We start from the raw sequence: 12,947 nt of genomic DNA on the forward strand, positions 1-12,947 counted from the left end.
GGGTGAACCGGTCGACGTCCACCCCGGGTGACAGCTGCGCCATGCGGGTGCGGTCCGCGAGCGCCGGCGCCAGCCGGCCGCGGGTGTACTCGCTGATGTAGGTGAGGACGTCGAGGTGCCCGGCGATGCGCTGCATCAGCTGGCGGGGACCCGGCAGGGCCACCCAGCCCGTCTCGTGGCCGTGCGTGATGCCGACCAGGTGACCCACGCCGGCCGACCGCAGCGCGGGGGCGATCAGGCCCAGCGGCGCCGCCGCGCCGAACAGGGAGCTGTCGCACCCGTGCCGCCGGGCCAGCTCGGCCGCCGTGCGCGCCACGCCACCGGTGGGCAGCAGCATGCCGGTCGGGTACCGGACGACGGGATAGGGCAGCGCCGCGTCGTACTCCTCCCAGCCCGGCGCCCGGGAGGCCAGGACCACGATCGACTCCGGCGGCCGCCGGGCCAGCAGCGCGGCCACGAAGGTCTGGATGCCGCCCTGCCGGGGCGGGAAGTCGTTGGTGACGACGAGCGTCCGGTTCACTGTCCGGCCAGCCGTTCCCAGTCGGCAGCCATGGCCACCCGCTGCGCCGCCGTGGGGTGGGACCCGAAGAACCACTGCCAGGCCACCGGCGGGTCGGGATCGGACAGGTTCGTGACCGCCAGATCGCGCTGCATGTCGACGAAGGCCGCCGGGTCGGCCGTGAGGTCCAGGGCATGGACGTCGGCCCGTGCCTCCACGTGCCGGGAGACGAGGTTCTGCACCGGCGTGGAGGCGAGCGTGCCGACGGCCAGCAGGAAGAGGAGGAGCGGCACGACGCGCGGGTCGCCGACGGACTCGGCCCCGGCGCGGCGCAGCACGCGGCGCGAGGTGAGCAGCCACCCGAGCGCCGCGACGCCGGCACCTGCGCCGAGCGCGCCGATCAGAGTCCCGGTGAGGACGTCGTCGGTGGCCACGTGGCCGAGCTCGTGGGCGACGATCGACTCGACCTGGTCGTCGGGCAGCCGGTCGAGGACCGTGTCGTAGACGACGATCCGGCGGGTGGACCCGAAGCCGGAGACGTAGGCGTTCAGGGCCGTCGTCCGGCGCGAGGCGTCGGAGACCAGCACGTCCTCGACCGGCGTGCCGTTCTCGTCCGCCAGGGCGAGCAGGTCGGTGCGCAGCTGCCCGGACTCCAGCGGCGTGAACGTGTTGAAGGCGGGCTCCATGAGGACCGGCCAGAGGAACGAGCCGACCACCACCAGGGACGCCGCACCGGCGCCCGCCCACGCCCACCAGGTCCGCGGCACCCGGCGGGCGAGCCAGACCAGCGCGAGCAGCCCGAGCGCGGTGAGGGCCGCGTCGATGGCGGTGGAGACGGCGACGTCCCGGAGCCAGAGCGCCCAGCTGCGGGTGGACAGCCCGTAGCGGTGGCGGACCACCTCCCCGTACGCCGACAAGGGCAGCGTCACCAGCCGCCCGACCACAGCGAGGGCGAGGACACCCAGGAGGACCTGCCAGGCCCAGCCTCCGCCGAGCGGCGCGGCGACGGCGCGGACGAGGCGACCGCCCAGCCGGGTGAGCGCGAGGACGGCGGAGACGGTGAGGCCCAGCAGCAGGGACACCAGCGACGCGGGCCGGAGAGCGGCGGCGAACGACTCGGCCCGCCGGAGCTGGTCGGCGGTCAGGCCACCGGTGGGATCGACCTGAGTGCGGCCACCCGGCGGGACGGCGAGCACGTCCCACGGCGTCCGCAGGACGATCACGAGGACGAGCGCGGCACCGAGGACGACGGCCGTGACCAGCGCTGCGCGACGGCCGCCCGCGTCAGCCCGCACGCTCGCCCACCCGGGCGATCCTACTGAGCGGGCGAGGGCCGGTGACCCCGGACGGGATCACCGGCCCTCGCCGCGGCCGCCTGCAGGGGCAGGGGCCGTTCTCAGCCGATGCGACGGGCGTGGGTGAATCCGCTCATCGAGTTGAAGTCGACGACCATGACGGGCTTGCTCGACGTCGACGCGTGCACCATCTTGCCGTTGCCGACATACATGGCGACGTGGCTGGTGGGGCTGTAGTAGAAGAGCAGATCCCCCGGCTGGAGGTCGGAGACAGCGACCGGTGAGCCCATCCGCGACTGGCTGCTGCTCGAGTGCGGCAGGCTCACCCCGGCCGCCGAGTACGCGTACTGCGTCAGGCCCGAGCAGTCGAACGCGTTCGGACCGCCGGCGCCCCAGACGTAGGGGTCGCCGACCTGGGCCAGCGCCGTTTCCACGGCCACCTGGGCGGCGCCGCTGGGAGCCCCGACCCCGGTCGGCACCGCCTGCACCTGGGTGCCCCCATGCGCCTGGCTGACCGCCTGCTGCTGCGGAGCGCTCAGCGCCGCGTACTGGCGCTGGAAGTCGGCGATCTGGGCCTCGAGGTCCTGCTGCTGCGCAGCGATCTGATCGACCGACCGCTGCGCCTCCGTCTGTGCTGCATCAGCGGCCGCCTCGGCGGACTCGGCCTGCTCGGAGGCGAGGGCGACCTCGGCCAGGGAGTCGCTGGTGTACCCGGCGATGGCGTCGAGAGTGCCCATCTGGTGCAGCAACTCGTCGGCGGAATCGCTGGTCAGCAGCACGTCGAGGTGGGACAACCCCTCGCTCGTGTACGCCGACCGCGCGAGCTGGCGGATCTGCCCGTCGAGGGCGACGAGCTGCTGCTGGGCCTCCGCCGCCGCCTGCTCGGCGCCGGCGACGGCCGCCTGCTGCTGCTCGAGCCGGACCTTGGCCTCGTTCAACTGCTCGGTGACGACCTCGAGCTGGTGCTCGGCGTCCGCGACGCGCTGAGCGGCTTCCGCGGCTGTGGTCGCGTCACCCGGGACGGCAGCGGCGGTGCCCGGGAGAACGGTCAGCGTGAGCGCCGCGGTGGCCCCGAGGAGGAGTCCGGAACGCAGCCATCCGACGTGACCGGGACGAGCGCGACCGGCCGGGGAATCGGTGCTGAGCTGTTCGAGGGCGTGCGGCAGTACGGCGTGTGGGGTCGCCACGAGCGGCGGCTCTCCGTTTCTTCCTCTGCAACCGCCTACCGAGTTAGCTGACGGGTTCGGGCTGGGAAGACTGGCCCTATCCCCTGCACACCGGCGAGCCGGCCCTACAGGGGAACTCACCCCAGGACTGCGGTGGGTCCCCGGTTCGCCGTCGGACGCATGTCACGCCCTCGGGCAATTCGGCGGTGTCCGGCCGAGGCCGCCCTTCTGCGGGCGACGACCACTCGGTCGAACGGCGACGACCCTACGACCGTGATGTTGCCGTGACAAACGGAGGCTCCTGGGGCGGGTGTGACGAACGTCCCGATGCGTGGCGTTCGCGCAGGTCAGGCGCGTTCCACGACGGGGATGTGACCTGACCCGGACTGGTCCGTCCGGTACCCGTCAGCCGGTCCGGCGACCGCCGGCGGGCCCGTCCCGGTGGCCCTCGCGGTGTCGCAGCGGGGGCACGAGGCCGACGTCGGCGAGGGCCCGGACCGCACGCCGCTCGACGTCGTCGAACTCCACCACCACTCCGGGCGGGGGCACGACGACGTCCTCCGCGGCCGGTCCGGCCGGCGGCTCGGCAGCGGGGTCGCCGACGCGCACCCGGGCGGTCATCGGGACCACCACCGGGTCGGTGCTCTGCCAGCCGGGCGGTGCGCCCAGCAGGACGGTGACGACGCAGTCGGCGCAGCCCGTGCCCCGGGCGGTGCAGGTGTCGCAGTCGATCAGCATGTCTGGTTCTCCTCCGTGAGTCGTTCCGCACGGTAGGAGGGGCCACCGACAATTCCCCGCGGCCGGCCTCAGGTGCCGGCGAACTCCCAGTGCCACGGCTCCTCGCGCCCGCGGCCCGGCTCGGCCCAGTCGGGGTGCAGGAAGCCGAAGCGCGCCGAGTTCGCCTTCATCCAGCTGTACTGCGGGGTGCCGAACTGCTCGATGCCCCCGCAGAGGTCGACGGCCAGCCCCCACCCGTGGTTGCTGGTGCCCGGCACGGCGGCCAGGGCCGGCTTCTGCCCGTAGAGCCGCACCTGACTGGCGTAGGTGCGGTAGGAGTCGGTGATGCAGATCGGCGTGCCGAAGGCCCCGGCGAAGGCGGTCGACATCGCCCGGTAGGCCGCCGCGGCGTCGCACCGCAGCGCGTGCCCGGCCACGCCCAGGGGGCACATCGCGCTGGGTGGGATCAGCCCGTTGGGATAGCCGCCCCAGGCGCGGGCCCCGTCGTAGCTCGGCGGATAGACGGTGTTGCCGCACTCGACCTCGAGCGCGCCGCCGGTGGGTCCGGGGGCCGGCACCGGCGCGCGCTGGCCCAGGCTGGGCCGCCCGATGCCCAGCACCTGGTCGGCGGGCAGGGTGCGGACGACGACCGCGCCCGCGCGTCCGTCGGCGGCGAGCATGGTCTGGGGATCCAGGGCGACGCCGACGTGACCCAGTCCCGACTCGGCGTTGCCGAGGAACACGAGGTCGCCGGGCAGCACGTCGGCCGCGCCGACAGGGGTGGTGACGGCGAACAGGTCGTCCTGCGTGCCGGGCAGCGCGATCCCGGCGCGGCCGTAGACCGACTGCACCAGCGATCCGCAGTCCCACGACTCCGGCCCGGCCGTGCCGGGCGCGTAGGGCCGGCCGAGGGCCTCCATGGCGGCCGAGACGGCGGTGAGGGTCTCCCCCGGGAGGACCAGGAGGGACGTCGGCTGGCGCGGGAGCTGCGCGGCGCCCGGCTGCGCTCCACCGCCACCGGCCCCCACGGGCACGAGGCCCCCGGGGAGCCCGGCCGCCGGGTTCCGCAGCGCGGCCGCAGGCGTACCGGCGACGCCGGCCGCGGTGAGCTCGTCGACGTACGCCTTCCAGTTGGCCGCCGTCCGGTCGTTCACGTCGACCTGTTCCCGCTGCAGCTGGGACAGCTGCCGGTCGACCTCGCCCAGGGCGGCGTCGAGCTCGTCGGTGACCGCGGTCGCCGCGGCCTCGAGCTCGGCGACGCGGGCGGCCACCTCGTCCGCCCGGGCCCGCGCCTGCTCGAGCGCCGCGTTCGCGCGCTGCTGCTCGGCCAGGGCGGCCTGGCGCTGCTGCTCGGCGGCTCCGATCACCTCGGCGGCGTGCGCGTCCACCACGTCGAGGAAGGCCATCGCGGAGAGGACGTCGCCCGGGTCGCCACCGGAGAGCAGGAGCGTCAGCGGTGTGACCGCGCCGCCGTCCCGGTAGATCGCGGAGGCGTAGCTCGCGACCACCGCCTGGTAGCCGGCCAGTTCCCCGTCGGCGTCGGCCACCACCCCCTCCGCCGCCGCCACCCCGGCCTCGGCGTCGGTCAGCGCCTGCCGCGCCGCGACCACCTCGCCCTGCTGCTCCTGCAGGCCGGTCTGCACCTCGGCCGCGCGCTGCTGCAGCTGGTCGAGCGCCTCGCTCTCGAGGACGGCGGTCGTGCCACCGGGCTGGTCGCTGGGCGCGGCCGCGGCCGGGCCGGCGAGCGCCACTGCCGCAGCCAGCGACACAGCGGCAGCGAGCGCCACCGGCGCCCCACGCGGAGCGGTCCAGGCGTGGGTGCGCCACGGGGAGCGCACGAACATCGGACCACCTCTGCGTATCGGGGCCGGCTGCGCCCCACCGGGGAGATGGTGTCCTGGTCACTGGCAAACCGCCAGGTGAGGCGGCGCGGTTCCCCCTGGCGGGGCGACGGTCCAGGCCTGGCACGTCCTCCGAACGGGCGTCACCGTGGCCGACCCGTCCCGGCGTGGGAATGACAGAACTGTCATTAGTCCGACCTACCGTCCGCCCCGTGCCGTCCTCCCCCGCCCTGCCCACCCCCGATCTGCGGACCCTGGTCCCGGGCGCCCCGCGGTACGAGCAGGTGACCATCGACGAGCTGGGCACGCCGCTGGCCGACGTCACCTTCGTCGTGGTCGACCTCGAGACCACCGGTGGCTCGCCGAAGGACAACGCCATCACCGAGATCGGCGCCGTCAAGGTCCGCGGCGGCGTCGTCCTGGGCGAGTTCCAGACGCTGGTCGACCCCGGCTGCGAGATCCCGCCCTACATCAGCGTCCTGACCGGCATCACCTCGATGATGGTGGCCGCCGCGCCGCGGATCGGCGCGGTGCTCCCCGGGTTCCTCGAGTTCGCCCGCGGCGCCGTCCTGGTTGCGCACAACGCCCCGTTCGACCTCGGGTTCCTCAAGGCGGCGTGCGCGGAGAGCGGACTGGCGTGGCCCGCCGCGGCCTCGGTCGACACCGCGGTGCTCGCCCGCCGCCTGCTCACCCGGGACGAGGTGCCCAACTGCAAGCTGGCCACCCTGGCCCCGTACTTCCGCGCGACGACGTCGCCCACGCACCGGGCACTGGACGACGCCAAGGCCACGGTCGACGTCCTCCACGGGTTGTTCGAGCGGCTCGGCCCCCTCGGCATCACGTCGCTCGAGGAGCTCACCAGCCTGATCCGGCTCCGCTGCTCCCCGGCGGAGAAGTAGCTGCGCACGCGGCTGCGCAGGTCGTTGGACGTGCCGACGTACAGCGGCTCGTCGCGGGGCCCGCGGAAGAGGTAGACGCCCGGCCCGCGAGGCACGCTGTCGGCCAGGTGCCGCTTGCGCAGCCGCTCGGGGTCGACCTGCCGGGTCAGGCTGGTGAGCTCCTCGAGCGACGTGATGCCGAGGGGGCCGAGCCGCTCGAACAACCCGTGGAGGACGTCGACCGTGGCCTTGGCGTCGTCCAGTGCCCGGTGCGTGGGCGACGTCGTCGCGCGGAAGTACGGGGCCAGGGTGGCCAGCTTGCAGTTGGGCACCTCGTCCCGGGTGAGCAGGCGGCGGGCGAGCACCGCGGTGTCGACCGAGGCCGCGGCGGGCCACGCCAGTCCGCTCTCCGCGCACGCCGCCTTGAGGAACCCGAGGTCGAACGGGGCGTTGTGCGCAACCAGGACGGCGCCGCGGGCGAACTCGAGGAACCCGGGGAGCACCGCGCCGATCCGCGGCGCGGCGGCCACCATCATCGAGGTGATGCCGGTCAGGACGCTGATGTAGGGCGGGATCTCGCAGCCGGGGTCGACCAGCGTCTGGAACTCGCCCAGGACGACGCCGCCGCGGACCTTGACGGCGCCGATCTCGGTGATGGCGTTGTCCTTCGGCGAGCCACCGGTGGTCTCGAGGTCGACCACGACGAAGGTGACGTCGGCCAGCGGCGTGCCCAGCTCGTCGATGGTCACCTGCTCGTACCGCGGGGCGCCCGGGACCAGGGTCCGCAGATCGGGGGTGGGCAGGGCGGGGGAGGACGGCACGGGGCGGACGGTAGGTCGGACTAATGACAGTTCTGTCATTCCCACGCCGGGACGGGTCGGCCACGGTGACGCCCGTTCGGAGGACGTGCCAGGCCTGGACCGTCGCCCCGCCAGGGGGAACCGCGCCGCCTCACCTGGCGGTTTGCCAGTGACCAGGACACCATCTCCCCGGTGGGGCGCAGCCGGCCCCGATACGCAGAGGTGGTCCGATGTTCGTGCGCTCCCCGTGGCGCACCCACGCCTGGACCGCTCCGCGTGGGGCGCCGGTGGCGCTCGCTGCCGCTGTGTCGCTGGCTGCGGCAGTGGCGCTCGCCGGCCCGGCCGCGGCCGCGCCCAGCGACCAGCCCGGTGGCACGACCGCCGTCCTCGAGAGCGAGGCGCTCGACCAGCTGCAGCAGCGCGCGGCCGAGGTGCAGACCGGCCTGCAGGAGCAGCAGGGCGAGGTGGTCGCGGCGCGGCAGGCGCTGACCGACGCCGAGGCCGGGGTGGCGGCGGCGGAGGGGGTGGTGGCCGACGCCGACGGGGAACTGGCCGGCTACCAGGCGGTGGTCGCGAGCTACGCCTCCGCGATCTACCGGGACGGCGGCGCGGTCACACCGCTGACGCTCCTGCTCTCCGGTGGCGACCCGGGCGACGTCCTCTCCGCGATGGCCTTCCTCGACGTGGTGGACGCGCACGCCGCCGAGGTGATCGGAGCCGCCGAGCAGCAGCGCCAGGCCGCCCTGGCCGAGCAGCAGCGCGCGAACGCGGCGCTCGAGCAGGCGCGGGCCCGGGCGGACGAGGTGGCCGCCCGCGTCGCCGAGCTCGAGGCCGCGGCGACCGCGGTCACCGACGAGCTCGACGCCGCCCTGGGCGAGGTCGACCGGCAGCTGTCCCAGCTGCAGCGGGAACAGGTCGACGTGAACGACCGGACGGCGGCCAACTGGAAGGCGTACGTCGACGAGCTCACCGCGGCCGGCGTCGCCGGTACGCCTGCGGCCGCGCTGCGGAACCCGGCGGCCGGGCTCCCCGGGGGCCTCGTGCCCGTGGGGGCCGGTGGCGGTGGAGCGCAGCCGGGCGCCGCGCAGCTCCCGCGCCAGCCGACGTCCCTCCTGGTCCTCCCGGGGGAGACCCTCACCGCCGTCTCGGCCGCCATGGAGGCCCTCGGCCGGCCCTACGCGCCCGGCACGGCCGGGCCGGAGTCGTGGGACTGCGGATCGCTGGTGCAGTCGGTCTACGGCCGCGCCGGGATCGCGCTGCCCGGCACGCAGGACGACCTGTTCGCCGTCACCACCCCTGTCGGCGCGGCCGACGTGCTGCCCGGCGACCTCGTGTTCCTCGGCAACGCCGAGTCGGGACTGGGTCACGTCGGCGTCGCCCTGGATCCCCAGACCATGCTCGCCGCCGACGGACGCGCGGGCGCGGTCGTCGTCCGCACCCTGCCCGCCGACCAGGTGCTGGGCATCGGGCGGCCCAGCCTGGGCCAGCGCGCGCCGGTGCCGGCCCCCGGACCCACCGGCGGCGCGCTCGAGGTCGAGTGCGGCAACACCGTCTATCCGCCGAGCTACGACGGGGCCCGCGCCTGGGGCGGCTATCCCAACGGGCTGATCCCACCCAGCGCGATGTGCCCCCTGGGCGTGGCCGGGCACGCGCTGCGGTGCGACGCCGCGGCGGCCTACCGGGCGATGTCGACCGCCTTCGCCGGGGCCTTCGGCACGCCGATCTGCATCACCGACTCCTACCGCACCTACGCCAGTCAGGTGCGGCTCTACGGGCAGAAGCCGGCCCTGGCCGCCGTGCCGGGCACCAGCAACCACGGGTGGGGGCTGGCCGTCGACCTCTGCGGGGGCATCGAGCAGTTCGGCACCCCGCAGTACAGCTGGATGAAGGCGAACTCGGCGCGCTTCGGCTTCCTGCACCCCGACTGGGCCGAGCCGGGCCGCGGGCGCGAGGAGCCGTGGCACTGGGAGTTCGCCGGCACCTGAGGCCGGCCGCGGGGAATTGTCGGTGGCCCCTCCTACCGTGCGGAACGACTCACGGAGGAGAACCAGACATGCTGATCGACTGCGACACCTGCACCGCCCGGGGCACGGGCTGCGCCGACTGCGTCGTCACCGTCCTGCTGGGCGCACCGCCCGGCTGGCAGAGCACCGACCCGGTGGTGGTCCCGATGACCGCCCGGGTGCGCGTCGGCGACCCCGCTGCCGAGCCGCCGGCCGGACCGGCCGCGGAGGACGTCGTCGTGCCCCCGCCCGGAGTGGTGGTGGAGTTCGACGACGTCGAGCGGCGTGCGGTCCGGGCCCTCGCCGACGTCGGCCTCGTGCCCCCGCTGCGACACCGCGAGGGCCACCGGGACGGGCCCGCCGGCGGTCGCCGGACCGGCTGACGGGTACCGGACGGACCAGTCCGGGTCAGGTCACATCCCCGTCGTGGAACGCGCCTGACCTGCGCGAACGCCACGCATCGGGACGTTCGTCACACCCGCCCCAGGAGCCTCCGTTTGTCACGGCAACATCACGGTCGTAGGGTCGTCGCCGTTCGACCGAGTGGTCGTCGCCCGCAGAAGGGCGGCCTCGGCCGGACACCGCCGAATTGCCCGAGGGCGTGACATGCGTCCGACGGCGAACCGGGGACCCACCGCAGTCCTGGGGTGAGTTCCCCTGTAGGGCCGGCTCGCCGGTGTGCAGGGGATAGGGCCAGTCTTCCCAGCCCGAACCCGTCAGCTAACTCGGTAGGCGGTTGCAGAGGAAGAAACGGAGAGCCGCCGCTCGTGGCGACCCCACACGCCGTACTGCCGCACGCCCTCGAACAGCTCAGCACCGATTCCCCGGCCGGTCGCGCTCGTCCCGGTCACGTCGGATGGCTGCGTTCCGGACTCCTCCTCGGGGCCACCGCGGCGCTCACGCTGACCGTTCTCCCGGGCACCGCCGCTGCCGTCCCGGGTGACGCGACCACAGCCGCGGAAGCCGCTCAGCGCGTCGCGGACGCCGAGCACCAGCTCGAGGTCGTCACCGAGCAGTTGAACGAGGCCAAGGTCCGGCTCGAGCAGCAGCAGGCGGCCGTCGCCGGCGCCGAGCAGGCGGCGGCGGAGGCCCAGCAGCAGCTCGTCGCCCTCGACGGGCAGATCCGCCAGCTCGCGCGGTCGGCGTACACGAGCGAGGGGTTGTCCCACCTCGACGTGCTGCTGACCAGCGATTCCGCCGACGAGTTGCTGCACCAGATGGGCACTCTCGACGCCATCGCCGGGTACACCAGCGACTCCCTGGCCGAGGTCGCCCTCGCCTCCGAGCAGGCCGAGTCCGCCGAGGCGGCCGCTGATGCAGCACAGACGGAGGCGCAGCGGTCGGTCGATCAGATCGCTGCGCAGCAGCAGGACCTCGAGGCCCAGATCGCCGACTTCCAGCGCCAGTACGCGGCGCTGAGCGCTCCGCAGCAGCAGGCGGTCAGCCAGGCGCATGGGGGCACCCAGGTGCAGGCGGTGCCGACCGGGGTCGGGGCTCCCAGCGGCGCCGCCCAGGTGGCCGTGGAAACGGCGCTGGCCCAGGTCGGCGACCCCTACGTCTGGGGCGCCGGCGGTCCGAACGCGTTCGACTGCTCGGGCCTGACGCAGTACGCGTACTCGGCGGCCGGGGTGAGCCTGCCGCACTCGAGCAGCAGCCAGTCGCGGATGGGCTCACCGGTCGCTGTCTCCGACCTCCAGCCGGGGGATCTGCTCTTCTACTACAGCCCCACCAGCCACGTCGCCATGTATGTCGGCAACGGCAAGATGGTGCACGCGTCGACGTCGAGCAAGCCCGTCATGGTCGTCGACTTCAACTCGATGAGCGGATTCACCCACGCCCGTCGCATCGGCTGAGAACGGCCCCTGCCCCTGCAGGCGGCCGCGGCGAGGGCCGGTGATCCCGTCCGGGGTCACCGGCCCTCGCCCGCTCAGTAGGATCGCCCGGGTGGGCGAGCGTGCGGGCTGACGCGGGCGGCCGTCGCGCAGCGCTGGTCACGGCCGTCGTCCTCGGTGCCGCGCTCGTCCTCGTGATCGTCCTGCGGACGCCGTGGGACGTGCTCGCCGTCCCGCCGGGTGGCCGCACTCAGGTCGATCCCACCGGTGGCCTGACCGCCGACCAGCTCCGGCGGGCCGAGTCGTTCGCCGCCGCTCTCCGGCCCGCGTCGCTGGTGTCCCTGCTGCTGGGCCTCACCGTCTCCGCCGTCCTCGCGCTCACCCGGCTGGGCGGTCGCCTCGTCCGCGCCGTCGCCGCGCCGCTCGGCGGAGGCTGGGCCTGGCAGGTCCTCCTGGGTGTCCTCGCCCTCGCTGTGGTCGGGCGGCTGGTGACGCTGCCCTTGTCGGCGTACGGGGAGGTGGTCCGCCACCGCTACGGGCTGTCCACCCGCAGCTGGGCGCTCTGGCTCCGGGACGTCGCCGTCTCCACCGCCATCGACGCGGCCCTCACCGCGCTCGGGCTGCTCGCGCTGGTCTGGCTCGCCCGCCGGGTGCCGCGGACCTGGTGGGCGTGGGCGGGCGCCGGTGCGGCGTCCCTGGTGGTGGTCGGCTCGTTCCTCTGGCCGGTCCTCATGGAGCCCGCCTTCAACACGTTCACGCCGCTGGAGTCCGGGCAGCTGCGCACCGACCTGCTCGCCCTGGCGGACGAGAACGGCACGCCGGTCGAGGACGTGCTGGTCTCCGACGCCTCGCGCCGGACGACGGCCCTGAACGCCTACGTCTCCGGCTTCGGGTCCACCCGCCGGATCGTCGTCTACGACACGGTCCTCGACCGGCTGCCCGACGACCAGGTCGAGTCGATCGTCGCCCACGAGCTCGGCCACGTGGCCACCGACGACGTCCTCACCGGGACTCTGATCGGCGCGCTCGGCGCAGGTGCCGGCGTCGCGGCGCTCGGGTGGCTGCTCACCTCGCGCCGCGTGCTGCGCCGCGCCGGGGCCGAGTCCGTCGGCGACCCGCGCGTCGTGCCGCTCCTCCTCTTCCTGCTGGCCGTCGGCACGCTCGCCTCCACGCCGGTGCAGAACCTCGTCTCCCGGCACGTGGAGGCACGGGCCGACGTCCATGCCCTGGACCTCACGGCCGACCCGGCGGCCTTCGTCGACATGCAGCGCGATCTGGCGGTCACGAACCTGTCCGATCCCGACCCGCCGGTGGCCTGGCAGTGGTTCTTCGGGTCCCACCCCACGGCGGCGCAGCGGGTGGCCATGGCTGCCGACTGGGAACGGCTGGCCGGACAGTGAACCGGACGCTCGTCGTCACCAACGACTTCCCGCCCCGGCAGGGCGGCATCCAGACCTTCGTGGCCGCGCTGCTGGCCCGGCGGCCGCCGGAGTCGATCGTGGTCCTGGCCTCCCGGGCGCCGGGCTGGGAGGAGTACGACGCGGCGCTGCCCTATCCCGTCGTCCGGTACCCGACCGGCATGCTGCTGCCCACCGGTGGCGTGGCGCGCACGGCGGCCGAGCTGGCCCGGCGGCACGGGTGCGACAGCTCCCTGTTCGGCGCGGCGGCGCCGCTGGGCCTGATCGCCCCCGCGCTGCGGTCGGCCGGCGTGGGTCACCTGGTCGGCATCACGCACGGCCACGAGACGGGCTGGGTGGCCCTGCCGGGTCCCCGCCAGCTGATGCAGCGCATCGCCGGGCACCTCGACGTCCTCACCTACATCAGCGAGTACACCCGCGGCCGGCTGGCGCCGGCGCTCGCGGACCGCACCCGCATGGCGCAGCTGTCACCCGGGGTGGACGTCGACCGGTTCACCC

At 74.6% G+C, this 12,947-nt stretch carries 11 protein-coding genes, 1 pseudogene and 2 riboswitches; of the genes and pseudogenes, 6 read left to right on the top strand and 6 right to left on the bottom strand.

The annotated features are described in order from the left end of the window. The 5 genes from E4P40_RS21545 to E4P40_RS28290 all read right to left on the bottom strand — a co-directional run. Positions 1-520 (bottom strand): glycosyltransferase family 4 protein (locus E4P40_RS21545; protein WP_167762333.1); only part of this gene is annotated, 520 nt, incomplete at its 3' end. After that, positions 517-1,794, bottom strand: a complete 1,278-nt coding sequence (locus E4P40_RS21550) for a M48 family metallopeptidase (protein ID WP_135160488.1) — start codon at positions 1,792-1,794, stop codon at positions 517-519. The genes E4P40_RS21550 and E4P40_RS21545, both read right to left, overlap by 4 nt. 101 nt (positions 1,795-1,895) lie before the next feature. Then, entirely contained in the window at positions 1,896-2,981 is a 1,086-nt protein-coding gene (locus tag E4P40_RS21555; RefSeq protein WP_135160489.1) for a C40 family peptidase, read from the bottom strand. A gap of 16 nt (positions 2,982-2,997) precedes the next feature. Then, a riboswitch (cyclic di-AMP (ydaO/yuaA leader) is annotated at positions 2,998-3,176 on the bottom strand. 189 nt (positions 3,177-3,365) lie between these two features. Further along, complete coding sequence (locus tag E4P40_RS21560) at positions 3,366-3,698, bottom strand: hypothetical protein (protein ID WP_135160490.1); 333 nt, start codon at positions 3,696-3,698, stop codon at positions 3,366-3,368. Positions 3,699-3,766: 68 nt separating this feature from the next. Then, complete coding sequence (locus E4P40_RS28290; protein ID WP_135160491.1) at positions 3,767-5,521, bottom strand: D-alanyl-D-alanine carboxypeptidase family protein; 1,755 nt, start codon at positions 5,519-5,521, stop codon at positions 3,767-3,769. A 170-nt stretch (positions 5,522-5,691) separates the two neighbouring features. On the opposite strand from E4P40_RS28290, the gene E4P40_RS21570 reads away from it, so the two are divergent. Beyond that, positions 5,692-6,417: an exonuclease domain-containing protein gene (locus tag E4P40_RS21570; RefSeq protein WP_245160493.1), complete on the top strand. Its 726-nt coding sequence runs from the start codon at positions 5,692-5,694 to the stop codon at positions 6,415-6,417. Here E4P40_RS21570 and E4P40_RS21575 read toward each other — a convergent pair. Continuing rightward, positions 6,393-7,256: pseudogene (locus E4P40_RS21575) on the bottom strand (DEDD exonuclease domain-containing protein); the annotation flags it as partial. The gene E4P40_RS21570 and the pseudogene E4P40_RS21575 overlap by 25 nt on opposite strands. Before the next feature lie 170 nt (positions 7,257-7,426). Here E4P40_RS21575 and E4P40_RS21580 point away from each other — a divergent pair. The 5 genes from E4P40_RS21580 to E4P40_RS21600 all read left to right on the top strand — a co-directional run. Continuing rightward, positions 7,427-9,181, top strand: a complete 1,755-nt coding sequence (locus E4P40_RS21580) for a D-alanyl-D-alanine carboxypeptidase family protein (RefSeq protein ID WP_135160491.1) — start codon at positions 7,427-7,429, stop codon at positions 9,179-9,181. Between the two features lie 68 nt (positions 9,182-9,249). After that, entirely contained in the window at positions 9,250-9,582 is a 333-nt protein-coding gene (locus E4P40_RS21585; protein WP_135160490.1) for a hypothetical protein, read from the top strand. Positions 9,583-9,771: 189 nt separating this feature from the next. Next, positions 9,772-9,950, top strand: a riboswitch (cyclic di-AMP (ydaO/yuaA leader). Positions 9,951-9,966: 16 nt separating this feature from the next. Beyond that, on the top strand, positions 9,967-11,052 hold the full coding sequence (locus E4P40_RS21590; protein WP_135160489.1) for a C40 family peptidase: 1,086 nt from the start codon (positions 9,967-9,969) through the stop codon (positions 11,050-11,052). Between the two features lie 101 nt (positions 11,053-11,153). Then, complete coding sequence (locus E4P40_RS21595) at positions 11,154-12,431, top strand: M48 family metallopeptidase (RefSeq protein ID WP_135160488.1); 1,278 nt, start codon at positions 11,154-11,156, stop codon at positions 12,429-12,431. Continuing rightward, positions 12,428-12,947, top strand: a 520-nt coding sequence (locus E4P40_RS21600) for a glycosyltransferase family 4 protein (RefSeq protein WP_167762333.1), incomplete at its 3' end; no start/stop codon positions are given. The genes E4P40_RS21595 and E4P40_RS21600, both read left to right, overlap by 4 nt.

It is taken from the genome of Blastococcus sp. CT_GayMR20 (assembly GCF_004570345.1).

Bases quoted from the DNA above. Each gene is read 5' to 3' on its own strand.
- E4P40_RS21560 (WP_135160490.1), bottom strand. From the start codon at position 3,698: ATGCTGATCGACTGCGACACCTGCACCGCCCGGGGCACGGGCTGCGCC.
- E4P40_RS28290 (WP_135160491.1), bottom strand. From the start codon at position 5,521: ATGTTCGTGCGCTCCCCGTGGCGCACCCACGCCTGGACCGCTCCGCGT.
- E4P40_RS21570 (WP_245160493.1), top strand. From the start codon at position 5,692: ATGACAGAACTGTCATTAGTCCGACCTACCGTCCGCCCCGTGCCGTCC.
- E4P40_RS21580 (WP_135160491.1), top strand. From the start codon at position 7,427: ATGTTCGTGCGCTCCCCGTGGCGCACCCACGCCTGGACCGCTCCGCGT.
- E4P40_RS21585 (WP_135160490.1), top strand. From the start codon at position 9,250: ATGCTGATCGACTGCGACACCTGCACCGCCCGGGGCACGGGCTGCGCC.